Below are 22521 nucleotides of genomic sequence, written 5' to 3'. Positions count from 1 at the left end.
AGAAAAAGGCCGATCCCATGCTGACCAGACGCCATTTCATCGCGACGGCCTCCGCCCTGCTCTCGACCGCGGCCACAGGCCCGGCCCTCGCGAGCAGCTGGCCCACGGACGCGCAGAAGGCAGCCTGGGATGCGCAGGTCACGCCGCCGGGCTACGATCCGGCCGCGACCAATCCCTGGGGCCTGCACCCGCGCCTCCTGCCGCAGCGGGTCGCGGCGCGGCCCGGCCTGGTGCCCGGCGACATCCACGTCGACGCCACCGCGCGCTACCTCTACCACATCGAGGAGGGCGGCACCGCCATGCGCTACGGCGTGGCCATCGGGCGGGACGGCCTCTACGAGCCGGGCACCTACCGGATCGGCCGCAAGGTGCGGTGGCCGCATTGGACGCCCACGCAGGACATGATCCGGCGCGAGCCCGAGGCCTACGCGCAGTACGAGGACGGGATGGAGCCGGGCCCCGAGAACGCGCTCGGTTCGCGCGCGCTCTACCTTTTCGAAGGCGGCCGCGACACCTATCTGCGCATCCACGGCACGCCGTCGCCGGGCTCGATCGGCTCCCGCGCCAGCTCGGGCTGCGTGAGGATGGTCATGCCTCACATCAACGACCTCTACGACCGGGTCGAGACCGGGGTGACGGCCTTCCTCTACAAGCCTGCGGGCGACGGGCCGTCGGTGGCGCACAGCTGACGGTCTTGTGATCCCGCCCTGCCGGGCCGCTGCCCAGCGGGCCGCCGGAATGGCGACGGTCGGACGGCCACGACGTCGCGTCCTCATGATCCGGCCGACGTCCCGGAGCAGATCGGATTTCCCTCGGGCGTTCGCAGCGGGAGCATCGTCGTCTCGACCGGCCCGACATGGCGGTACCAGTAGCACCCGTCGCCGGGTCGCCGTTCGACGGTGCTCAGATCCTGATACGGGGCCGCCAGGGCGGCGATCTGCTCCATTGCTTCGGGCGAGATGCCCTGCTCCGGCGCTCTCTCCGTTCCGGGCGGAACCGCACAGGCTCCGAGCGTCAGCAGGGCGCCCGTCAGGAGCGCCCCCCTGCCCGTTCGCCGCAGGGCGGGGCCTAGGGGATGCGCGGGCCTCTTCGGCGCGATCTTCGAGTGACATGGTTCCATGGTTCAAAGCCTTTCGTTCGGATCATCGGGCGACGCATCGGTGAGCGCGTCCTCGAGCGTGGCGCGCGCTTCCGCCAGCCGCTCGAGTGCCACGTCGCCCTGCCCGTCGTGCTCGGCCGCTTCCGCCAGCCGCTCGTCCGACAGCGGATCGGTCGGCTGTCCGTCCACCCGCACCTCGTAATGCAGGTTCGGCCCCGTGGCCGTCCCGGTCGCGCCGACGCGGCCGATCATGTCCCCGGCCGCCACGCGCTGCCCTTCGGCCAGCCCGTCGGGCACCGCGCTCAGATGCGCGTAGCGCGTCATGGTCTCGGGGCCGTGGGCGATCTCGACGACGCGTCCGTAGCCGCCGCGCCAGCCGACGAAGGAAACGCGGCCCGGCGCGGTGGCGCGAACCGGCGTACCGCGCGCGGCGGCGAAGTCGACGCCCGTATGCATCCGTACGTTGCCGAAGACCGGGTGGACCCGGCGGCCGAAGACCGAACTGAGCCGCGCGCCCTCCACGGGCTGGGCGAAGACGCGCTGCACCTCGCCGTCGAGGTAGATCGTCGCGCGACCTGTCCCGTCCTCGGGCCAGGCCACCTCGTAGAGCGCGTCGCCGAGGTCGAGCGCCGCGAAGGCGATCTCGGGCTGGCCCACGAGGTCGTCCCCGACCCGCGCCTCGCGCCACATCACGCGCAGCGTTTCGCCGCCGCCCAGGTCGCGACGGAAATCCACCGCGCCGCCCAGCATCTGCGCGAGGTCGACGGCGAAGCGGGCGGGCATGTCGGCGGCGTCCAGCGCCATGAAGAGCGAGGACTCGACGCGCGTCTCGCCGGCCAGGGACACGATTTCGGGCTCGGGGGTTGTCACCCGGACCACCGGCCGCGAGCCGAACAGCGCCTCGATCCGCACGCCGTCGTCGACGCGAAGGGTGACGGCACGGGGCCCGCCTTCCGGCGTCATGGCCACGTCGACCCCGTGACCCGGACGCAGCCGCCGCAGGTCGTACTCCGCGCCCAAGGCGAGCGCGACCTCCGCCCGGTCCGCCGCGGCGAGGCCGGCTTCCGCCAGCACCGCGTCGAGCGTCTCGCCCGGCGCGACCTCGCGCGACCAGGTCGGCAGCGGGGGCTCGACCTCCAGCACCGGCGCGGGGGCGGCGGCCGCGGCCAGGACGACCGGGGGGCGGACATCCGGCGGGAGGTCCGAGGGCAGGGCGACGAGGTCCAGCGCGAGCGTCTCCGGCGGCGTAAGCCTCGGCATCTCGGGTTGCCAAGCGGCCGCCGCGGCCAGTGCCGCGGGGACGGGCTCCTTTCCAAACGAAGCTATACCGACCGCCGCCATCGACGCGCCGCCCGCCACGGTCAGCCCCGCGGCCAAGTATCTCAATCTCATGTCTGCCCCTCTGTGTTCCGCCTCAACGCGCGCCGTATCTTCGGCACTGCGAACTCCCTCGGCTCGTGATAGTCGATGACGCTCACGAACCGGCCCGCCGCGTCGAACAGGAAGACGCCCGCGGTGTGGTTCATCGTGTAGTCGCCGTCCCCGGACGGAACCTTCTCGGCCCGCGCCCGGAAGCCGTCGAGCGCCCGGCTAACTTCTCGCGGCGGCCCGGTCCAGCCGCGGATCGCCGGGTGGAAGTAGCCGACATACTCCGCAAGCACCTCCGGCGTATCCCGTTCCGAGTCTACCGAGACCAGGACGACGTTCATGTCGCGGGCCTCGTCGCCCAGGTCGTCCAGCCAGCCCGAGATGTCGGCCAGCGTCGTGGGACAGACATCGGGGCACCAGGTGAAGCCGAAGAACAGGAGCGTCGGGCGCCCGACCAGCGTCTCGGGACCGACGGGGCGTCCCTCATGGTCCACGAGGTCGAACGCCATCGCCGTGAGCGGCAGGGGCAACGGATCCCCGGCGGCATCGGGCGCGCCGGGTCCGTCCACCTGCCACCACCCCGCCAGCAGCGTCAGCCCGAGCGCGGCGACGCCGCCCGCGCCGGTGCCGAGGATCGTCCTGCGCCGCATCAGCCCCCGGGCCCGCGCGCGGCGATGCCGAGCACGGCGACGGGAACCGCCACCTCGCCGCCGTCCGAGAACGTCAGCGTCAGCTCGAACCCGTCGCCCTCGTCCAAGGGGCTTCTCAAGCCCATCAGCATCACGTGCAGTCCGCCGGGCTCCAGCGCGACGCTTGTCCCAGGGCCGACCGCGATTTCGCCCGCCGGCATCATGGAGCTGACGCCCTTCTCGTCCGTAACGCTGCGATGGATCTCGGCGCGCGCGGCGGCTGACGCGGCGACGCCCGTCAGCGTCAGGGTCGCATCGCCCGCGTTGCGAAGCGTCAGGTAGGCGGCGCCCGGACGGGCCGTGCCGATGGTGGCGCGGGCCCAGGCGTTCTCGACCACGACGTCCTCCGAACCGGCCTGCGCCGGGCCCAGGCCCGCGGCCGCCGTCAGAGCCGCCAGCGCGGCCATGGCTATCCGGTTCATGCGGACTCCTCCTCGCACCCTACCCACGCGATCAGGACCCGGCCGCCGCGACCTCGGCCGCGACCAGCGCGCGCAGCGTGGCCTCGCCGAACGGCTCCACCGGCTTGCCGTTGACGAAGAAGGTCGGCGTCCCGCGGATGCCCACGGTCTCGACGTCGGCACGGTCTTGGTTGAGGATGCCCACGACGTCCGGCGCCCGCATCTGATCGCGCGCGAGCTCGGGGTCGAGGCCCGCGGAGGCGGCAATGTCGAGCACCAGGTCCGCGTTCGGCGCGCCATGCGATGCCCATCGGGGCTGCTCGCGCAGCACGGCTTCCAGCACGGGCTCGTAGACGCCCTGCATCCGGGCCGCCTCCAGAACACGGATCGCCTCCTCGGAGGCCTCGCCGTGGAACGGCGTGTAGCGTATCGCCACCCGCACCGCGTCGCCGTGCTCGGCCATGATGTCCTTCACGATGGGGTGGAACGCGCGGCACGCCTCGCAGGCCGGGTCGAAGAACTCGACGATGGTGACTGGCGCGTCTTGGGGCCCGAGGATCGGTGCGTGGGGACGCAGCAGCGCCTCCGCCTGCTCGGCCGGGACGGATGCGGCGGCGACCACCGGGGCGGGCCGGGTGGCGTACCAGGCCGCAGCGACGAAAGCCGCGAGGGCGACGACGAGGACGCCCAGGATCAGGGGTCTGCGGTTCATGAACGAGTCTCCTTGAGGGAAAGCGCCGAAAGGCCTGCGACGAGCGCGAAGGCGATCAGCGACAGGAGGGGGATGGGAATGCCGAGGACCAGCTGATTCTCGTCGGTGCAGGACGGGCCGGTCGCGGTGCAGGGCTGGATCGGCTCGGGGACGAGGCCGGCATAGAGCCCCATGTGCCAGAGCGCGACCGCCCCGCCGCCAAGGGCCAGCGCGATGCCGTAGCGCCCGACCCGCGCGTCCCGCCACCACAGCCCGAGCCCCAGCACGATCGCCAGCGGGAACATGAAGGCGCGCTGATACCAGCAGAGCAGGCAGGGCATCTGACCCAGGACCTCGCCGATGAACAGGACGGACAGCGACGCGACGAGCGCGACGGTCCAGGCGGCCGCCAGCGCGGCCTCTCCTCCGACCTTGGAGATCATGACGCGAGGTGCTCCTTCAAGTCGGCGAGGATCTCCTCGGCCAGCGTGCCGTAGGGCCAGGACCGGACGTAGCCTGCCTCCGGGCCAAAGAGGAACAGCTGTGAGGAATGGCCCATCGTGTAGCCGCCCGGCGCCGCGGCCTCCTCGACCTTCTCGTAGTAGATGTGGAAGCCGTCCGCCGTCCGCGCGATCTGCTCCGGCGTGCCGGTCAGCCCGACGATGTCCGCGCCGAAGGCCGGCACGAACGCCGCGAGCGCGGTCGGCGTGTCCCGTTCGGGATCGATCGAGATGAAGAGCGGCTGGACCCGGCCGGCATCCTCGTCCAGGCCGTCCATGACGGCCGCGACCTCCGCGAGGGTCGTGGGGCAGACGTCCGGGCAGTTCGCGAAGCCGAAGAAGACCAGCATCCACCGGCCCGCGAAGTCCTCCTGCGTGCGGATCATGCCGGAGTGATCCGTCAGCTCGAACGCGGCCGCGAACGCCGGATCACCCGGCCCGCCCCCGCGCCGGTCCGTCCACAGCCACGACGCGCCGAACGCGAGCACGGCCAAGCCGACCAGCGACCAGGCGATGGTCCGGGCCATCTTCATCGGATCAGGGAACGTATCATCTCGGGCGCGGAGATAGGACCTACAGCGGGTAGAGGTTCAAGAGGCGATCCGCCCCGTGCGGCATCGCGTCACGAAACCGTGAAGCCGCCCTCGCCTCCGGGTATCGGACCGCCTAGAACCTACAGCGAGTGTAGACGTAGGGGCGGCCATGCACACGATCGGAACCCTGTCGAAGCGGACCGGGACCAAGGTCCAGACGATCCGCTACTACGAGCAGATCGGCCTGATGCGCGAGCCGGTCCGGTCGTCCGGCGGCCAGCGCCGCTACCACGACGCCGACCTCGACCGCCTTGCCTTCATCCGACACTCCCGCCAGCTCGGCTTCCCGCTCGACGCGATCCGCGAGTTGCTGGATCTCTCCGACGCCCCCTCGCGTCCCTGTGCCGATGCCGACGCGATCGCGCGACGGCAGTTGCGGCAGGTCGAGCTTCGCATCGAGCGGCTCCGGGCGCTGCGCAAGGAGCTCAAGCGCATGGTGGACGACTGCGACGGCGACAGCGTGGCTGAGTGCCGGGTCCTCGAGGTCCTGCGGGACCATTCCGAATGCCTGACGCAGCACGAGGAGATCGGGGCGTGAGGATCGCCTCTGGAACGGTCCCGGCCCCATGCCCGTTCGCCCCCGAACCGGGAGGATCGGCATGAGCGAGGCGATCCGGCCGCAAAACGCGCAGCAGCGGCGCATCCTCTGGATCGTCCTCATCCTCAACGTCGCCATCGCACTGGGCTTCTTCGGCACCGGTGCGTTCGGCGACTCCTCAGCCTTGATCGCCAACGGGCTCGACAACACTTCCGACGCCTTCGTCTACGCCCTCAGCCTGTTCGCGATGTCCCGGTCCGGCCGGTGGAAGCGCGGCGCGGCGAACGTGTCGGGCGGCCTCCTCATCCTCTTCGCCATCGGGATACTATTCGACGCCGGACGCCGCTTCCTCGAAGGCTCCGACCCGCTCGGCCCGGTGATGATCGTGATGGCAGTGATCGCCGCGGCTGTGAACCTGGCCTGCGTCCTCCTGCTGCGCCGCATCCAAGACCCGGACGTGAACGTGCGCGCGGCCAACACGTTCAGCCTCAACGACTTCGTGGCCAATCTCGGCATCCTCGTGGCGGGCGGGCTTGTGGCCTGGCTCGGCGGCAACTGGCCCGATCTCGTGGTCGGCGTCGCGGTGGCGGCGATCGCGGCGTGGGGCGGCGTCGAGATCCTGCGCGACGCGCATGGCGAGCACCACAAGGCGGTGCATGACGGCCCGGATGCATAGGACGCGGATCGGCGCCTGACATGCCCGCGGCGATCGCATATCCACTGGCCGCGCTGGCCGAGATCGCCGGCTGCTTCGCCATCTGGGCGTGGTGGCGCCTGGGCGCCTCGCCGCTCTGGCTGGTGCCCGGCCTCCTCGCGCTCGCGATCTTCGGGTGGCTGCTCGCTCAGGTCGAGACCGCGACGGCGGGGCGCGCCTTCGCAGCCTACGGCGGCGTCTACATTGCCGCTTCGGTGCTCTGGATGTGGCTGGCCGAGGGGCAACGGCCGGACAGGTGGGATTTGATCGGCACCATGATCTGCCTCGTCGGCGCGGCGATCATCCTGGCTGCGCCGCGTGGTGCATGAAATAGCATGGCTTGAATCTACAGTTGCTGTAGCTGTTACGCTCCTCGACAGACGATTCGAGGAGAGTTCCTATGCCCCCCGCTGATCCCTTGCTCGCGGCCACGCCGCTTCTGGATCACGGCCATCCGGCCATCACCGCGCTGATCGACGCGCGCGGCTGGCGCGCCCTGTCCGCGCATGACCGCATCGGCACGGCCTACGACTTCGTGCGGGACGAGATCGCCTTCGGCTACAACCGCGCCGACGACATCCCGGCGAGCCGGGTGCTCGCCGACGGCTACGGGCAGTGCAACACCAAGGGCACCCTCCTGATGGCGCTGCTGCGGGCTCTGGGCATCCCGTGCCGCCTGCACGGCTTCACGATCCACAAGGCGCTCCAGCGCGGCGTCGTGCCGGAAGCCGTCTACCCGATCGCGCCCGACCGCATCCTGCATTCGTGGGTCGAGATCGCGGATGGGGGCCGCTGGGTGAACCTCGAGGGCTTCATCCTGGACGGCGAATTCCTGAAGGCGTTGCAGGACCGGTTCGGAGGCGAGCGAGAGGCGCTCTGCGGCTACGGCGCGGGCACGGACTGCCTGTCGCGCCCGCCCGTCGCCTGGACCGGGGACGACACCTACATCCAGCGCACGGGCATTGAGGACGATCTCGGTCTCTTCGACACGCCCGATGCCTTCTACGCCGCCCATGGCCAGGCCTTCGGCTTCCTGCGCGGCCTGCTCTATCGTCACGCGATCCGGCACTGGATGAACGCCCGCGTGCGCCGCATCCGGGCGGGCCGAATTCCCGCCATCCCCGGCCACGCGCATGCGCAGCGCCCGGCCTGAGGCATCCGAGGAACCGTCATGCCCCACGACCACGGCCACGCCCATATCGACCCCGCCTCCGGCGACCGCCGGGTCGCCGTCGCCATCTGGGCGAACGGCTTGCTCACCGTCGCGCAGATCGTGGGCGGCATCTTGTCGGGCAGCCTCGCGCTGATCGCCGACGCCATCCACAACTTCTCGGACATGGCCTCGCTGGTCATCGCCTTCGGGGCGCGAAAGATCGCGCGCCGCCCGGCCGATGCGAAGATGACCTTCGGCTACGGCCGCGTCGAGATTGTGGCGGCGCTCATCAACTACACTTCGCTGGTCCTGATCGGCGTCTACCTCCTCTACGAGGGCGTGATGCGATGGATCGAGCCCTCGGAGGTCGCGGGCTGGACGGTGGTGATCCTGGGTGGCGTGGCGCTTGCCGTGGACACGCTGACGGCGCTGCTGACCTACTCGATGCAGAAGGGCAGCGTGAACATCCGCGCGCTCTTCCTGCACAACCTGTCGGACGCGCTGGCCTCGGTCGCCGTGATCGTGGGCGGCACGTTGATCCTGCTCTACGACCTCTACTGGGTGGACCCGGCCATCACCATCGGCATCGCTGCCTACATCCTCTGGCTCGCGCTGACCGAGATCGGCGGGCCGATCCGCACGCTGATGCTGGGCAGCCCGCCGGACGTCGACACCGACGCGGTGATCGCGGCAGCCGAGGAGGTGGACGGCGTGGCGGAGGTCCACCACGCGCATTTCTGGCAGATGGGCGAGCACGCGGCCGCGCTCGACGCTCATGTCGTCGTCCCGGACGCTCGCTGGGACGAGGTCGAGGACATCAAGCGCGCGATCAAGGGTCGGCTGGAGGAGCGGTTCGGCATCGCGCACTCGACGCTGGAGTTCGAGCCTTCGGACCATAAGCACGAGGACGCCGAGCGTTACGGGCACGGGTGAGATAGGGAGAAGGACAATGTGGAAGGACGTCACGATCGACGCGCCGGGGGTCGTCGCGCTGGCATGCGCGGGCAAGCTGTCCGAGCGCGACCTGGACGAGATGCACGCCTGGATCGACCGGCAGGTCGCCCGGCACGACCGGCCGGCGCTCGTGATCCTGATGGGCGCGTTCGAGGGCTACGAGAGCTCGTCGGCGCTGTGGGCGGACATGAAGCTCGACGCGCGGCACGCAGGCGACTTCGCGCGCGTGGCGCTCGTCGCCGACGAGACGTGGATCGAATGGGCCACAAAGGCGGGCGACCCGCTCACCCGCGCCGAGCTGCGCTGCTTCGCGCCGGAGGAGCGCGAGGCCGCGATCGCTTGGGCCGCTTCAGGGGTCGGGGCCGCCGGCGCATCAGGCTGAGCCGTCATGCGCTTAGGCCTGCTACGTCAGAACGACATGACCCGACGATCCAATGAACTCTCTGCCGGCGCTCGCGCGTCGTCGGTGCGGGAGGCGGCCGTTCGCTCGTCCGCGCTCCCTCGGCTCGACGTCGTCGACGTCGTGCGCGGCATCGCCATCGCGGGCGTGGTGCTGTTCCACCTCGTCTGGGACCTCGCCTTTCTCGGCGTCATCCCCGCCTGGATCGCATCCCATCCGTGGTGGTTGCTGTTCGGTCGCACGCTCGCCGGCACCTTCATGGCGCTGGTCGGGGTAAGCCTAGTGCTGGCGTCAACTGGCGGGTTCCGGCGGCGCGCATTCCTGCGGCGCCTCGCCGTGCTGTTCGCGGCGGCGCTCGCCATCACGCTCGTGACCCGTGCCGCATTCCCGGAGACCTTCGTCTACTACGGCATCCTGCATGCCATCGCGGTGGCGAGCCTCGTCGGCGCCCTTGCGCTGCGCCTGCCCACCGCCGCCATCGCCCTGCTCGGCCTCGTAGCCTACGCCCTCGGCTTCGTTTGGACGTCGTCGGCGTTCGACTCGCGCTGGCTGGCATGGACCGGCTTCGCGGTCGCGCCCCCGCCCAGCAACGACTTCGTCCCCGTCTTCCCATGGATCGGACTGACGCTGCTCGGCATGGCCTCCACGCGCCTGGCCCTCGTGCAGGGCTGGGCACTTCGGGCACGGCCGATGGATGGGCGCGCCGCGCGGTGGATGGCCTGGCTCGGCCGGCACAGCCTCGCGATCTACCTCGTGCACCAGCCCATACTGCTCGGCGTGCTGATCCCGCTCGTGGGGATAATCCAGTGATGCAGACTCGTTGGAACGGTCCGAACGGAACGCCTTGATGGCCCTAGCGCCGCTTGGCCACCGCGTATCCAATCCCAAAGCCGATCCCGACGAGCACGAGGGTAACCAGGAGCATCCCGGCCCCCATGACGCCCATCATCGCCCCCATCCCGTCCATCATGCATCCGTCGGTCATCATGCCGTCGTCTCCTTCATCAGCCGCCTGCCCGATCGGGCATCGGGGCGCGTCACCCGAGCATCGCGCCGACGTCGGAGCCGACCGTCGGGTAGGTGGCGATCATCCGCTTGAGATCGCGCGCTTTCAGGCCCGAGCGCATGGCCAGCCCGAACAGGTTCGCCGCCTCCGCGTAGTGGTGCCCGAGGAGGTGGACGCCCAGGATTTCGTCCGTCTCGGCGTCGGTGATGACCTTGGTCATGCCGACCGATGCACCGACGCGGCGGTTGGAGTACCAGCCGGAGGTGTCGTTCGCCGCCACCCGGACCTCGCGGTCGCCTTGGCGCGCCTCATCCTCGCTCAGGCCAATGCGGACGATCTCGGGCAAGGTGAAGGCCGCGCTTGGGACGCCGCGATAGTCCGGCACCATGCGGTCGCCGCGGATCATGTTGGAGGCCGCGACCTTGCCCTCGTGCACGGCGACGGGCGTGAGCGGCGGGCCGGCCGTGTCGGCGGCGTCGCCGGCGGCGAACACGCGCTCGTTCGTCGTCGAGCGGAGGTGCTCGGTCACGGTGACGCCCTTCGGCCCGTGCGCCACATTCGCCGCGTCGAGGTTCAGACCGTCGATCTCGGGCACCCGGCCCGCGCCGTTCACGACGAGGTCGGCCGCGACCTCGAACCCCTCGCCCGCCCGCGCGAGGCGTGCCACGAGGTCCGCTCCCCGCCGTTCGATCCCCAGCAGCTCGGCGCCCGTCTCGAAGCGCATGCCGACCCCGCGCGAGTGCGCGACCAGCGCGTCCACGAGGTCGGGATCGAAGGCCTTCAGCGGCCGTTCGCCCCTGTCCGCGACGGTCACCTCCGCGCCCGCCCGTGCGGCGATGTGCGCGAACTCCATCGACACGTAGCCGCCGCCCACGAACACGATGCGTCGGGGCAGCTCGTCCAACTCCAGGAAGTCGGTCGAGTCCGTCGCCAGCTCCGCCCCCGGCACGCCCAGGTCGCGCGGGCGCTGGCCCGTGGCGATCAGGACGTGCCCGGCCTCGATCGCGCGGCCGTCGACGTCGAGCGTGCGCTCGCCCGTGAAGCGGGCGGGGCCCTGCAGGGTCGCCACGCCCTTGTCGTCCAGACCGCCCTCGATCTTGCCCGGCACGGCGTCGGTGAAGCTGCGCTTGTGTGCCATCAGCTCGGCCCAGTCGATCGTCAGGTCGCCCTCGCGCAGGCCGAGCCCTGCCATCATGCGGGCGGCCTCGATCACCTCGGCCCCGCGGCGCAGCATCTTCTTCGGATCGCAGCCGCGCAGCGCGCAGGTGCCGCCATAGGGAAGCGGATCGACCACCGCGACGGACCAGCCCTCCCGGGCGCATCGGTTGGCGGCCGTGAGGCCGGCCATGCCGACGCCGAGGACCACGAGATCGTACGTCTTGGTCATTGGATTCTCCTTCAACCCGCGCAGCAGGACAGCTTGGCGACGTCCTGGTCGAAGCTCTGCGCGGCGAGCTTCCAGGCCTCGACGGTGGTCAGGTAGGGGAAGATCGTCTCGCCCAGCTCGGCCACGGTCATGCGCGCCTTGAGCGCCATCACCATGGTCTGGATCGCGTCCGCGCCCTCGGGGGCGATGATCTGCGCGCCGAGCAGGCGGTCTGTGCCACGCTCGGCGACCAGCTTGACCAGACCGCGCGTGTCGCGGGCGGCGAGCGCGCGCGGCACGTGGTCGAGCGGCACCACAGAGGTGCGCACGTCGATCCCCTTGGCCCGTGCCGCCGCCTCGGTCAAGCCCACGCCCGCGACCTGCGGATCGGTGAAGACGACCCAGGGCATCGCCTCGCTGCTGTAGCGGTGCGCGTCGCCGTTCAGCGCGTTGAGCGCGGCAAGCTTGGCACCGTAGGCCGCCATGTAGACGAAGGCGTCGCGGCCGGTGACGTCGCCCGCCGCATAGGTGCCGTCCCGCGTCGTGCGCAGGCGGTCGTCGACCTCGATCCCGCCCCGGGGGGCGAGCGCGACGCCGGCCGCGTCCAGCCCCATTCCGTCCGAGTTGGGCACCCGGCCCGTGGCGACGACGAGATGCTGCGCGGCGAGCCTCCGGTCCTCGCCGGCGTTCGTCCGCAGGCGCAGGGCCACGCCATCCGGCGTCCGATTCACCCGGTCGTAGGTCAGCCCGTCATGCACGGCGATCCCCTCGTCTCGCAGGTAGCGGGTCAGGGCCTCCGAGACCTCCGGCTCCGCCTCGGGCAACAGGCGCGAGCGGGTCACGAGCGCGACCTCCACGCCCAGCCGGGCGAACATCTGCGCCAGCTCGCACCCGATGTAGCCTCCGCCCATCACGATCAGGGACCGCGGCCGTTCTTCGAGCGCGAGGGCGGCGGTCGAGTCGAGGAACGGCACGTCGCCCAGGCCCGGCACGTCCGGCATGGCCGGGCGCGATCCGGTGGCGATGACGACCCGTCCGACGGACAGGCGATCCCCGCCCTCAAGCACCAGTCCCCCATTGCCCAGGCGCGCGCGGCTCTCGCGGTAGTCCACCCTCGGGTAGTCGGCGAGGAGGTCGGCGTACTTCGACTGCCGCAGCGTCTCGACCAGATCGTCCTTCGCCCCCACGAGCGCGGACCAGTCGGTCAGCGCGGCCTCGCCGTGCAGCCCCGGAAAGCGCCCGGCGGCGCGGGCGGCGTGCAGCGCCTCGGCCGCCCGGATCATCGTCTTCGACGGCACGCAGCCGACGTTGACGCAGGTCCCCCCGATGGTGCCGTGCCCGACGAGCGCGACCTTCGCCCCCTCCCCGGCGGCGGTGATGGCGGCCGAGAAGCCGGCGGAGCCCGCGCCGATCACGGCGAGATCGTAGGTATCGGTCATGACGTGCCTTTCATGCGACGGCTCCGCCGCCAGAGGGCGTAGAGGGTCAGAAGGAGGAAGAGCCCGAGCGCGGGCAGCAGCACGTAGTCGAGCCAGCCGAGCATGGCGGACAGCCCGACCGCGCCAAGGAGGACGACGAGGACCGGCGTGAAGCAGCACAGGGCGGCGATGACCGTGCCGACGAGCCCGATCCCGAGAAGCTTGTTGTCGCTCATGGCATTGCCTCCGCATCCGACGCCCGTGCATCCAGGCGCGCGTAGTAGAGGTCGAGGAGCGCCCGCTGCGCCCCCTGCTCCCAGAGCGGCGTCGTCGCGGCGAGGCCGAGCGAGACGGTCGCCAGCCCCGCGACGACGAGGGCGCGGGGGCGGACACGGCGCAGTCCCCGGCGGGCCATCACGATCCAGGCGACCGCGAGGACGAGGCCGGCCGCGACCAGGATCGGCACGCGCCAGACGACGAACGGGCCCAGCACTGTCAGCCATGTCCCGCCCAGCCCAACGAGCGACAGCGCCAGCGGCAGCACGCAGCAGGAAGCCGACAGCAGCGCCGCCAGCCCGGCGCCCCCGATCCCGAGCAAGGCGGGGCCGTTCAGGGCCGGTTCGCACGGCGCGTCGGCGGGGGCGGCGTCGGGGGGCATGTCGGCGGGTCCGGTGTCTCTCGATCCTGTTCGCAAGGTGATGTAGGGTCTGCACCAGCTACAGGGTCAAGGAGCGAGACGACGATGCGCGACACGGCTGCGAGCCCCTCCCCCGGCCGCCCCCTCACCCGCAAGGGCCTCGCCGACCGTGCCGGCTGCGGGATCGAGACCGTGCGCTACTACGAGGATGCGGGCCTCATGCCCGAGCCCGACCGGGGTCCGAACGGATACCGCCTCTACGGGGAGGAGGACGTCCGCCGCCTCGGCTTCATCGGCCGCGCCCGGCGGCTGGGCCTGACGATCGAGGAGGTGCGCGGCCTGCTGTCTCTGGTCGACGGCGAGCGCATCACCTGCGCCGAGGTGCGCGAAACGACGCTGCGCCATCTGGAGAGCGTCCGCGCCCGCATCGCGGAGCTGCGGCGGCTCGAGCGGACGCTTGCGGACGTCTCGGCGCGATGCTCTGGAGAGCAGGTCCCGGATTGCGCCGTGATCGACGCGCTGATGGACGGGTGACGGTTCGGTAAAGTGCGCCCCAAGGCGATCACGAAGTGAAACGTCGCGGTCTGCGAACGGCGTTCCAGTAGGGTTGTTTCCACCCTTCCGCGACGGGCTCATGGCGGGGTCTAAACCCATGCGGGACGTCCGCAGCGACGTTCGCGAACCGCTCGAAGGTGTTCACCCAACTCCGCCCGCGGCCCCTGCCCCTCCCGCCTTCGTCCGGGCCAGCACCCGGTAGACCGTCGGCCGCGACACGGCGAAGACCTCCGCGAGGTCGGAGATCGAGTACTCCTCGGTGTCGTACATCCGTCGCAGCTCGGCCTGCCGGCGGTCCGACAGCTTGGGCTTCTTGCCTTTCAGTTTCCCTTTGGACTTTGCCACCGCCATGCCCTCGCGGGTCCGCATGCGGATCAGGTCCGCCTCGAACTCGGCGAAGGTGGCGAGGATGTTGAAGAACATCCGCCCCATCGGATCGGTGGGGTCGTGGACGGAAGGGCCCAAGGCGAGCTTCACCCCACGCTTCTCCAACTCGTCGGCGATGGCGCGGGCGTCGGGGACGGAGCGGGCGAGCCGATCAAGCTTGGGCACCACGAAGGTGTCGCCCTCCCGCACGGCGGCAAGGGCTTGGCCAAGACCAGGGCGGGCGCGGTTCGTACCGGTCATCCCCTCATCGGTATAGATACGATCCTCCGGCACGCCGAGGGCGATCAGAGCCTCGCGCTGCGCGGCAAGATCCTGGCCGTGGGTCGAGCAGCGAGCGTAGCCGATGCGGGTGGTGGTCATGACGCAGGCTCCGGGTAGCAGCCCGTAGCGATAGACCCCCCGTCACTGAGAATGTCAACGGACCACCATTGTGAGAATGCGGTCGCCCTGCCCCGCTTGGTTGCGCGGGCTCGCTCGACGCGATCCTCGACGCGTCCGCTGATCGACCGGCTTGCGGACACGATCCCAACCGGACATTCGATGGCCTAGCCGGCTCTCTTCCGTGAATCGTCGCTGGTTCACCTTAGCACACCGATACTATCGAAGGGCGGACACACCATCAGAGCCTCGTCGAAGGATACCTCGGTGACCGCTCCGTCAGTGCATCATTCGTAGACGACGTTCGTACGGACGTCGCCCGTCCACATGACGTTGAGCTGGCCCGTGTTCCACTCATAAAGGTAGCCCACGATCTCGCGCGTGTCGCGATCGCGGACGCGCTTGATCGCGCGGGCCTGCTCACGCTTCTTCCGATCGCCCTTCCCGAATGTGTCGAACTGGTCGTGTCGCTGGTGTCGTCCCATCGTGCTGTCCCCCAATGACGGCATGGAGCGCAGGCACGGCAGATGCCTGCGCTGATTTGGCCCTCTTGCGGTGGTAGATGCCCCCCTTTCCCAGCCTAGATCACGAGACACTACGAAGAAGACCGAAACGAGACGAAACGAAGTCTTGTAATGCATTGATCTTGAATGGAAGATATTTCGTCCCGCCAGACGACGGCGAAGACGACTTCAAGACGTTGTTCAGGCTTCTGGCAGCGTCCGGTGCCGGTCGGCCGGTCGATGCGGGGGGCTTGCCCGAGGGTCCATGGACGCCGGACCTCTTAGCAGAGGCGATCACGCGGATCGACGCGAACCGAAAGGGCATAGAGCCTCGGACCGTTCAGCTCTGGTTTCAAGACAACCAGAAAGGGGTGAGCGCGGAAAACATCCGATGGCTCGCGCGGATCTTCGGATGCAGCGATCCTGAGGCGACGAGCGCGTGGCAGAGGGAATTGACCGCGTCGCAATCCCGTCTGACCGCGAAGAGGCGGGCCGGACGCCGGAAAGCGCTCGAGGATGTCCAGCCGCAGCCGGCCCCGTCAGGTACGGATGGACACGAAGTTGATGAAGACGGCGTCGGTGGTCCCCCAACCCGCGCCGCCGCGCCGCCCGTTTCGAGGCGGGTCCGCGGGTTGGCGGGATGGTCCGAACGGCTGTACGGCCTCGGCGGACCGTTGAACCTGCCGGCATCCATCTTCGCCGGGGCGACGGCGCTCCAGTTCGCCAGCTACTTCATCGGAAATCATAGCATCACCTACGTCCGGCAGGACGGGGTCGAGAAACAGGTGGGATTTCACTGGGCGACCAACTGGTCCTTCCTCTTCATGCTGTTCCTGCCGCTGTTCGTCATCTTCGCGAGCCATCTCGTGTCCTTCTGGCGCACCCACGGACGGGCCGCCCTCCTGCCGGATGCAGATCGCGCCTCCGCAGTCGAAGCATGGTTGCGGAACGTCGCGCGATCCAACCCGACGTTCTGGGCCGTGCTGCTGATCTGCTTGGGGTTCGCGGGTGGGGTTCAGTGGATCGGCGCACGGCTCCTGCCCCTTAGCGCTGGCATGGAAGACGGGCCGATCGACTGGGCGTCCGTCGCGCTCGTCCGGCCCGACGTGGTGACCGTGCCGGAGGCGGTCGTGTTCTCCGGTCTTGCCTATTTCTACATGGCGGTGTGCTTCTACGTGATGTTCGCTGGCCTGATCCTGCTCTACATCCTTGCGGACGACTACTGGGACGTCGCCAAAGGACAGGACGCGACGGCTCCTGTCAGGGAGGACATCGCGCGCGTCATCCTGAAAGGGCTATATCGCTGCACCGCCGCGGGCCTGCTTGTCGCAATCTGCATGACTGTGCAGAACCGCTACCTTCCCTCGGACGCACTCGACGTCTGGGCCTGGCTGTTCGGGGACATGCTCGCGGTCAGGTGGGGTTCGAATCCGATCCCTTCTGATGGCTACGGCTTCGTGATGCACTACACGAGCCTTCTTGTGGCGCTGCCGACCTGCGCAGTGATGATTTACGGCATCGTCAGGGTCGCGATCCCGGCGGGCGTTGCCGACCTCTCGCTGCGAATGGCCGCCGCCTTGGCTTTGATCGCCGCCGGATACCTCCTGACCGGTGCGTTCCGAGGATTCTCCCTGCTCCTCGGGTTGGCGGTGCTGCTCTGCCTCTACGGGCTATTCGACCCGACCTACGGGTCGAATGGGGGGCGAGCGAAGTCGGAGGGCCGCCGTGTTTAACAAGGCTCTCGACCTATGGGACGAACGCCGGGCGCGGCGCGGCGACGAGTCTAAGAAACGGTCCCGGCTGACTGTCGATCTCCAACTGGCTTTCCCGGAGGCTGAGTCTGCCGATCTGGAGGCGCTCGCCGTCCACGCCGAACAGGCGGCGGGCGACCCGTCGTTCTTCGACCTTCGGCCCATTTCCAGGGAGGACGTTCGCTGGTCGGATGGTTCGATCAGCTTTCCGTCGAACCTCGACAGCGACGTGGCGGCGAACAACACGGTCCATGCGTCCGTGGAACGGGCCGAAGGGGCGAAGCACGCGCTTGTGGTGTTCCACCATTGGAACGCGGATGAGCGGTCGAAGCCCCTTGCCCGCTTCTTCGTCCGCCAAGGGATCACGGTCGCGCAGATGGCGATGCCGTATCACATGGAGCGGAAGCGTCCTGGCGCGGCGAATGTCGATGACATCCTAAGCCCGAACCTAGGCCGCACGCTGCGCTCGATGCGGCAGGCCGTTCTCGATGGCCGGGCGCTCGTGCGGATCCTTCATGACGCCGGATACGAACGGGTGTCCGTCCTCGGGATGAGCCTCGGATCGTGGGTGGCGGGTCTCGTCGCTTCCCACGACCGCCTGGTGGGCTGCGCGGGGCTGTTCCTGTCGGCGGGCAGCCTCGCCGACATGACGTGGACCGGGCGGGCGACACGCCACATCCGCGAAAGCCTGGAGGGACAGGTCGAGCTGGACCAGCTCCGCCGGGCATGGGCACCTCTCGATCTTGAACGCCACGCCGGAAGGCTCGCGCGCCCGGACCTCGCGCTGCAATTCGTGCTGGCAAAGCGGGACACGGTGGTCCGGCCGGAACTGTCCGAAAGGCTGGTGTCCGCCGTCGAAGACGCGGGAGGAGAGCCGCATGTCCTTCGCCTCGACTGCGGCCACTATTCGCTCTCGCTGCCGCCCTTCATCCTGTGGGCAGGCCGCAGCATGGCTTCCACGCTCGCGGAGCGGCACTGACGGTCAGCGCCGGACGGTCTCGATGAACCGGCCGTATTCTTCGGAGACTTCCTGGGCCTCGTTGAAGGCGCGGACGCGCTCGGCATCCAAGCAGCGGAAATACCCCTGGATCTCTGCAAGGTAGGTCTCGAAATCCTGCCGGATCAGGTCGGCATATTCCCGTGCATCCGCCGGATCGCTCGGAACGAATGGCCGGGACGGCGCGAGGCACGTCTCCGCATCGGACGCTGAAACACCCAGAACCGAAAAGAATATAAGGGCTACGGCCCATGACGCGGCTTGCCGGATCATAGAATGCCCACCGTTCCGCTTTGAATCCAAGAACGCCCCCCCTAACAGTGATGCAGTGAGCGAGCGGGCGCAACCCAAATATTTATGGGTTGTGCTACCTCATTATAAGGATTTAGGTTCAGGGTGCCCGAGGAGGGTGCCCTGGTCCGACGCATGGGAGGGACCACGGGCGTGGTGACTGATCTGGAAAAAGAAGCGCCGAATGTGGTCACGGAAGCTAGGTTCCGCCAACTTCTGGCGAAGGGCTATCAAGCTGAAATTGTGTGCCGGGAGGACGCCTACACCAAAGCATCCGTCTGGTATGGCGAGTGGATCATCCGCGTCGTGGATCAAGAACGCTCAGTCGAAAAGCTGCTCGTCAACATACCTCGACGCCTCAAGGCCGACAGCGACAAGGTTATCACGCTCAAGGTCTTCAAGACCATCAACGGCCTCTCGACCTTCATGCACCGTACAGGCTTTACCCACGTCCACGTCCCGTTCCATAAAGGCGGACGCTCGATCCAAGCCCTCCCGAACGAAGTCTCCCAAGCGGACAACGGCTCCGCCAGCTAGTGCGCTCGCGCTCCTGTTGCTGACGGCCACGGGCGCGTCGGCACAGGGGATGGTGCTGGTGATGCAGGGGGACGGGTCGCTCACCGCCTCCGCCCCGCAAAGCTCCTTCACCCGGAACTATAACGACGGCATCGGCCAAGGCTCGGCCGAGACGGGGCTGACGATCCGGGGCCGCAAGGGCGGGCAGGACGCGGATGCGTCCGCGGGCGACTTCCGCGTAGCTTCCGTCGCGCGCGCCCCCCGCGCGCCGCGCCCGGAGATCCTGTCCGCCATCGAAAATACGGCGTTGCGCTATGCCAGCCATCCCGGTCTCCGCCGGGCCGGGCTGTCCGTCACCGAATGGCGCATCCTGTTCCGTTCCAACATCGAGATCGAAAGCGCCTACAACCCCGGCGCGCGCAGCGTCGTGGGTGCCATCGGTCTCGGTCAGCTCATGCCGGAGACGGCGGCCGACCTCGGGGTCAATCCGCATGACTGGCGACAGAACCTCGATGGGTCCGCCCGGTATCTCGCGATGATGCTCGGCGAATTCGGGGACGCTCGGCTCGCGCTTGCGGCCTACAACGCCGGTCCCGGCGCGGTCGAGCAGCACGGGGGCATCCCGCCCTATCGGGAAACCCAAAACCACGTCCGTCGCGTCTTGGCGGTCTTCAACAGGCTCGAAGGAGAGAATTCGTGAAACCCAACATCAACCTCGTCGTGGCGCTGACCGCGATGCTGGTCGTGGTCGCCTTCCCGGCGATGGCGCAAAGCATCGACCTGTCACCCGTGCAGACGCTCCTTCAGGGGATCGTGGATGCCATCACCGGCCCGCTGGGCATCGTGATCGGCACCCTCGCCCTGATCGGCGTCTTCCTGTCGTGGCTCTTCGGCATCCTCGACTTCCGCCAGGCCCTCTGGGTCGTCGTGGCGATTGCGGGCATCGCCGCCGCCCCGACCATCGTGGCTGCCATCTGGACCACCTGACGGAGCGAAGATCATGGCAGAACAATCCCGTCTCTTCCTCGGCCTCGTGCAGCCGCCCAAGCTGGTCGGCCTGCCCATCATGTATGCGATGGTCTGGCTGTTCGGGACTGTCCTGATCTTCCTCTGGGTCCAGCACTGGACCCTCATCCCAATCGGCATCGCAGCCTACGGCGCGCTCTGGAAGCTGGCCGATTGGGATCCTCACTTCCTCGATGTCGTCGCCACGACGATGCAGGAAACCCCGCCGACGAAGAACCGCTCCATCCATGGAGGCGACTCCTATGCCCCGTGACGACGCCTTCGATCCCCTGACCCTGCTTCCCGAGTGGTGGAAGAAGGAGAAGCCGCTGACGCAGATGCTCCCCTACGTCTCGCTCGCGGACGACGTGACGGTCCGGCTGCGCGGCAACGAGCTGTTCCAGTGCATCCGCCTGGAGGGCGTGAACAGCTCCACCATGGACGACGACTATCTAGACCGGACGCGCTCGCTGTTCGCGTCCATCATTTCCCAGATCGGCCCGGAATTCGCCTTCTACGTTCACAAGGTCTCCAAGGCGATCGACCCGGACCTCGCCCCCATCGCGGGCGACGACTTCGCCGCGGCCGTCGATCGTCGCTGGATGGACGGCCTGCTCCGCAGCGACCTGCGCGACAAGACGCTGACCCTGACCGTGATCCATCGCCCGCCGCTCGGCTCCAAGGTGCCGTTCTCGGGCAAGAAGTCGATGAAGGCCCTGCGCGACCAGACCGAGAAGCGGATGCGCCGCCTGGGCGAGGTCGTGGGCTTCCTGCAATCGACCTTCGCCTCGATGGACCCGCGCCTCCTCTCGGCCGAGAAGGGCGAGCTGCTGGGCTTTCTCGGGGGGCTCAACACGGGCCAGGAACTCCCGCTCTACCGTCGCTCGAAGTATGGCTATCTCTCCGACGACGTGTCGAACACGCGCGTCACCTTCCGGGGCCGCGTCTTCGAGATTTCGGACGGGGCCGTGGGCCGCCGCTTCGGGACCAGCTTCGCGATCAAGAACTACCCGCCGAAGACGTCCTGCACGATGTTCGATGAGCTGAACCTGCCCGTCGATATGGTCGTGACGCACAGCTTCACGCCGATCAACTCGAACCTGATGGCGAGCCGGATCAAGCGCGAGCAACGCCTGCGCCGCGCCTCCGACGACGGCGCGCGGTCCCTCGCGGCCGAACTCGAAGACGCATTGGACGATCTGGAATCGAAGCGCCTCTCCTTCGGGGAACACCACATGAGCGTGACGGTCTTCGCCGACACGCTCGAACGCCTGGACAGCATCGCGGGCGAGGTCCGCAACACCGCCGCCACGGAAGGCGTGAACCTCGTCTCCGAGGCGTTCGCGGCCAAGACGCACTACTTCGCGCAGCACCCCGGCAACGGGGCCAAGCGGAGCCGCAAGGCCGCCGTCACGAACCACAACTTCGCCGACTTCGCGGCCTTCCATCGCTCGCCGCTCGGCAAGCGCGGCCACGAGGTGCCCTGGGGCACCGAGATCACGATGTTCCCGACGCCGGATATGTCGGCCTACTGGTTCAGCTACCACGAACAGGGCTCGCCGACGAAGGAGCCGACCAGCGGTCACACGTTGATCCTCGGGCGTCCCGGATCGGGCAAGTCCACGATCTCCGCCTTCCTGATGACGCAGGCCCGCCGGGCCGGCGCGCGCGTCTTCGTCTTCGACTACCGCCTGGCGCTGGAAATGGCCGTCCGGGCGAACGGTGGGCGCTACGCGGCGATCGAGGCGGGGTCGGCCACCGGCCTGAACCCGCTCCAGACGGAGACGGACGAACGCGGCCAGGCGTGGCTCTCCGACTGGCTCGCGGCGCTGATCCACCGCTCCGACAAGCCGCTGACGCCCGCGCAGACGAACATTATCCAGGAGGTGATCCGTCAGAACGCGACGGCCTCGGAGGACCTTCGGAACTGGTCGGACCTCGCCTCGCTCTTCGTCTCGGCCGACGATGGCGGCGATCTCCACGATCGGCTTCGGGAATGGACCGCGGACGGACGTTACGGCTGGATCTTCGGTCAGAACGCGCAGGACACCTTCTCGCTCGACGGGGACGTGGTGGGCTTCGACCTCACGGGCATCCTCGACAGCGACAGCGAGAAGGAGCGGATGGCCGTCCTTTCCTACATCTTCCGCCGCGTCGAGCGGGTGATCGAGGACCGCAAGCCGACCGTCATCGTCATCGACGAGGCGTGGAAGGCCCTCGACAACCCCTACTTCGCGGGACGGCTCTCGAACTGGCTGGTGACGGCCCGAAAGCAGAACGCCGTCGTCGTGATGATGACGCAGTATGCCTCCCAGCTCGAACAGACGCGGACCGGCAAGACAATCATTGAAGCCGTGCCGACGCAAATCCTGCTCCCGAACATCCGGGCGAGCGCATCCGACTACGCGATGCTGAACCTGCACGGGAAGGAGCTGGACGTGCTGCTCAACACGGGCAGCAACTCCCGTCTCGCCCTCGTGCGCGACGACCAGGGTTCCGTCGTGGTCAACGCGGACCTTAGCCCTCTCGGCCCCCTCCTGACCGTCCTCGGCGGCATGGAGAAGGGCGAGGAACTGGTGGGCGCGGACTACCGACAACGCAAGGACTTCTGGAGGGTCGAAGAATGAGGAT

At 68.8% G+C, this 22521-nt stretch carries 31 protein-coding genes; 16 read left to right on the top strand and 15 right to left on the bottom strand.

All coding sequences use genetic code 11. The features are described 5' to 3' along the window. The first annotated feature begins 17 nt into the window (after nt 1-17). A complete protein-coding gene (locus tag JAN5088_RS16170) occupies nt 18-689 on the top strand; it encodes a L,D-transpeptidase (protein ID WP_055683924.1) in 672 nt (223 codons plus the stop codon). Between the two features lie 83 nt (nt 690-772). Here JAN5088_RS16170 and JAN5088_RS16165 read toward each other — a convergent pair whose 3' ends face one another. From JAN5088_RS16165 to JAN5088_RS16135, 7 genes are all read right to left on the bottom strand, one after another. Further along, a complete protein-coding gene (locus JAN5088_RS16165) occupies nt 773-946 on the bottom strand; it encodes an RNA-binding protein (protein ID WP_306455516.1) in 174 nt (57 codons plus the stop codon). A 177-nt stretch (nt 947-1123) separates the two neighbouring features. Next, nucleotides 1124-2491: a M23 family metallopeptidase gene (locus tag JAN5088_RS16160; RefSeq protein WP_055683870.1), complete on the bottom strand. Its 1368-nt coding sequence runs from the start codon at nt 2489-2491 to the stop codon at nt 1124-1126. Then, nucleotides 2488-3117 (bottom strand): SCO family protein, encoded by a 630-nt coding sequence (locus JAN5088_RS16155; protein WP_055683869.1) that lies wholly within the window; start codon nt 3115-3117, stop codon nt 2488-2490. The genes JAN5088_RS16160 and JAN5088_RS16155 overlap by 4 nt, the downstream gene beginning before the upstream one ends. Next, on the bottom strand, nt 3117-3578 hold the full coding sequence (locus JAN5088_RS16150) for a copper chaperone PCu(A)C (RefSeq protein WP_055683868.1): 462 nt from the start codon (nt 3576-3578) through the stop codon (nt 3117-3119). The genes JAN5088_RS16155 and JAN5088_RS16150 overlap by 1 nt, the downstream gene beginning before the upstream one ends. Nucleotides 3579-3609: 31 nt before the next feature. Further along, nucleotides 3610-4269 (bottom strand): DsbA family protein, encoded by a 660-nt coding sequence (locus JAN5088_RS16145; protein WP_055683867.1) that lies wholly within the window; start codon nt 4267-4269, stop codon nt 3610-3612. Beyond that, complete coding sequence (locus JAN5088_RS16140) at nt 4266-4691, bottom strand: disulfide bond formation protein B (RefSeq protein ID WP_370736423.1); 426 nt, start codon at nt 4689-4691, stop codon at nt 4266-4268. The genes JAN5088_RS16145 and JAN5088_RS16140 overlap by 4 nt, the downstream gene beginning before the upstream one ends. Next, complete coding sequence (locus JAN5088_RS16135) at nt 4688-5275, bottom strand: SCO family protein (protein WP_144431867.1); 588 nt, start codon at nt 5273-5275, stop codon at nt 4688-4690. The genes JAN5088_RS16140 and JAN5088_RS16135 overlap by 4 nt, the downstream gene beginning before the upstream one ends. Nucleotides 5276-5450: 175 nt before the next feature. Between JAN5088_RS16135 and JAN5088_RS16130 the strand changes: the two genes are divergently transcribed. The 7 genes from JAN5088_RS16130 to JAN5088_RS16100 all read left to right on the top strand — a co-directional run bounded on the left by JAN5088_RS16130 (nt 5451) and on the right by JAN5088_RS16100 (nt 9890). Continuing rightward, complete coding sequence (locus JAN5088_RS16130) at nt 5451-5879, top strand: MerR family transcriptional regulator (protein WP_055683866.1); 429 nt, start codon at nt 5451-5453, stop codon at nt 5877-5879. Nucleotides 5880-5940: 61 nt separating this feature from the next. Then, a complete protein-coding gene (locus JAN5088_RS16125) occupies nt 5941-6555 on the top strand; it encodes a cation efflux transmembrane domain-containing protein (protein WP_055683865.1) in 615 nt (204 codons plus the stop codon). 20 nt (nt 6556-6575) lie between these two features. After that, nucleotides 6576-6902 (top strand): YnfA family protein, encoded by a 327-nt coding sequence (locus JAN5088_RS16120; RefSeq protein ID WP_055683864.1) that lies wholly within the window; start codon nt 6576-6578, stop codon nt 6900-6902. Nucleotides 6903-6973: 71 nt separating this feature from the next. After that, complete coding sequence (locus JAN5088_RS16115) at nt 6974-7726, top strand: transglutaminase-like domain-containing protein (protein ID WP_055683863.1); 753 nt, start codon at nt 6974-6976, stop codon at nt 7724-7726. Between the two features lie 18 nt (nt 7727-7744). Next, nucleotides 7745-8659, top strand: a complete 915-nt coding sequence (locus JAN5088_RS16110; protein WP_055683862.1) for a cation diffusion facilitator family transporter — start codon at nt 7745-7747, stop codon at nt 8657-8659. A 16-nt stretch (nt 8660-8675) separates the two neighbouring features. After that, nucleotides 8676-9062: a SpoIIAA family protein gene (locus JAN5088_RS16105; protein ID WP_055683861.1), complete on the top strand. Its 387-nt coding sequence runs from the start codon at nt 8676-8678 to the stop codon at nt 9060-9062. Between the two features lie 36 nt (nt 9063-9098). Next, nucleotides 9099-9890, top strand: a complete 792-nt coding sequence (locus JAN5088_RS16100; RefSeq protein WP_082430063.1) for an acetyltransferase domain-containing protein — start codon at nt 9099-9101, stop codon at nt 9888-9890. A 43-nt stretch (nt 9891-9933) separates the two neighbouring features. Here the strand turns inward: JAN5088_RS16100 and JAN5088_RS19475 are convergent, their stop codons facing one another. The 5 genes from JAN5088_RS19475 to JAN5088_RS16080 are packed head-to-tail and all read right to left on the bottom strand — an operon-like array spanning nt 9934 to nt 13528. Continuing rightward, complete coding sequence (locus tag JAN5088_RS19475; RefSeq protein WP_267885393.1) at nt 9934-10068, bottom strand: hypothetical protein; 135 nt, start codon at nt 10066-10068, stop codon at nt 9934-9936. Nucleotides 10069-10117: 49 nt separating this feature from the next. Further along, entirely contained in the window at nt 10118-11473 is a 1356-nt protein-coding gene (locus JAN5088_RS16095; protein ID WP_055683859.1) for a dihydrolipoyl dehydrogenase family protein, read from the bottom strand. 11 nt (nt 11474-11484) lie between these two features. Then, nucleotides 11485-12891 (bottom strand): mercury(II) reductase, encoded by a 1407-nt coding sequence (merA, locus tag JAN5088_RS16090; RefSeq protein WP_055683858.1) that lies wholly within the window; start codon nt 12889-12891, stop codon nt 11485-11487. Beyond that, complete coding sequence (merF, locus tag JAN5088_RS19120; protein WP_055683857.1) at nt 12888-13106, bottom strand: mercury resistance system transport protein MerF; 219 nt, start codon at nt 13104-13106, stop codon at nt 12888-12890. Before merF ends, merA begins: the two co-directional genes overlap by 4 nt. Continuing rightward, nucleotides 13103-13528 carry a hypothetical protein gene (locus JAN5088_RS16080; protein WP_055683856.1) on the bottom strand — a complete coding sequence of 142 codons (426 nt, stop codon included), beginning with the start codon at nt 13526-13528 and terminating at the stop codon, nt 13103-13105. Before JAN5088_RS16080 ends, merF begins: the two co-directional genes overlap by 4 nt. An 84-nt stretch (nt 13529-13612) precedes the next feature. Between JAN5088_RS16080 and JAN5088_RS16075 the strand changes: the two genes are divergently transcribed. Further along, the gene (locus JAN5088_RS16075) at nt 13613-14041 is read left to right on the top strand and encodes a MerR family transcriptional regulator (RefSeq protein ID WP_055683855.1); all 429 of its coding nucleotides are present in this window, start codon (nt 13613-13615) and stop codon (nt 14039-14041) included. A gap of 162 nt (nt 14042-14203) precedes the next feature. Here JAN5088_RS16075 and JAN5088_RS16070 read toward each other — a convergent pair whose 3' ends face one another. Next, on the bottom strand, nt 14204-14809 hold the full coding sequence (locus JAN5088_RS16070; protein WP_055683854.1) for a recombinase family protein: 606 nt from the start codon (nt 14807-14809) through the stop codon (nt 14204-14206). 305 nt (nt 14810-15114) lie between these two features. After that, nucleotides 15115-15312 (bottom strand): hypothetical protein, encoded by a 198-nt coding sequence (locus JAN5088_RS16065; protein WP_055683853.1) that lies wholly within the window; start codon nt 15310-15312, stop codon nt 15115-15117. A 155-nt stretch (nt 15313-15467) separates the two neighbouring features. Here JAN5088_RS16065 and JAN5088_RS16060 point away from each other — a divergent pair, with 155 nt between their 5' ends. Together JAN5088_RS16060 and JAN5088_RS16055 are read left to right on the top strand one after the other, a co-directional pair. After that, nucleotides 15468-17063, top strand: a complete 1596-nt coding sequence (locus tag JAN5088_RS16060) for an RcgA family putative transporter (RefSeq protein ID WP_144431865.1) — start codon at nt 15468-15470, stop codon at nt 17061-17063. Continuing rightward, nucleotides 17056-18060, top strand: coding sequence for an alpha/beta hydrolase family protein (locus JAN5088_RS16055; RefSeq protein WP_055683852.1), 1005 nt, complete (start codon nt 17056-17058; stop codon nt 18058-18060). Before JAN5088_RS16060 ends, JAN5088_RS16055 begins: the two co-directional genes overlap by 8 nt. A gap of 3 nt (nt 18061-18063) precedes the next feature. Here the strand turns inward: JAN5088_RS16055 and JAN5088_RS16050 are convergent, their stop codons facing one another. Beyond that, nucleotides 18064-18351 (bottom strand): hypothetical protein, encoded by a 288-nt coding sequence (locus JAN5088_RS16050; protein WP_233489825.1) that lies wholly within the window; start codon nt 18349-18351, stop codon nt 18064-18066. Between the two features lie 171 nt (nt 18352-18522). Here JAN5088_RS16050 and JAN5088_RS16045 point away from each other — a divergent pair, with 171 nt between their 5' ends. From JAN5088_RS16045 to JAN5088_RS16025, 5 genes are read left to right on the top strand one after another with little or no spacing between them, the layout of a single operon-like run. Continuing rightward, nucleotides 18523-18906 carry a hypothetical protein gene (locus tag JAN5088_RS16045; protein ID WP_144431864.1) on the top strand — a complete coding sequence of 128 codons (384 nt, stop codon included), beginning with the start codon at nt 18523-18525 and terminating at the stop codon, nt 18904-18906. Between the two features lie 49 nt (nt 18907-18955). Beyond that, entirely contained in the window at nt 18956-19585 is a 630-nt protein-coding gene (locus JAN5088_RS16040) for a lytic transglycosylase domain-containing protein (protein ID WP_055683850.1), read from the top strand. Further along, on the top strand, nt 19582-19872 hold the full coding sequence (locus JAN5088_RS16035) for a TrbC/VirB2 family protein (protein WP_082430061.1): 291 nt from the start codon (nt 19582-19584) through the stop codon (nt 19870-19872). The genes JAN5088_RS16040 and JAN5088_RS16035 overlap by 4 nt, the downstream gene beginning before the upstream one ends. Before the next feature lie 13 nt (nt 19873-19885). Next, complete coding sequence (locus JAN5088_RS16030; RefSeq protein WP_055683849.1) at nt 19886-20164, top strand: VirB3 family type IV secretion system protein; 279 nt, start codon at nt 19886-19888, stop codon at nt 20162-20164. Then, nucleotides 20154-22517, top strand: coding sequence for a VirB4 family type IV secretion/conjugal transfer ATPase (locus JAN5088_RS16025; RefSeq protein ID WP_055683848.1), 2364 nt, complete (start codon nt 20154-20156; stop codon nt 22515-22517). Before JAN5088_RS16030 ends, JAN5088_RS16025 begins: the two co-directional genes overlap by 11 nt. Nucleotides 22518-22521 lie beyond the last annotated feature (4 nt).

Source organism: Jannaschia rubra, from assembly GCF_001403735.1.
Classification (GTDB): Bacteria; Pseudomonadota; Alphaproteobacteria; order Rhodobacterales; family Rhodobacteraceae; genus Jannaschia; species Jannaschia rubra.
This window is presented reverse-complemented; position numbering and strand designations above follow the sequence as displayed.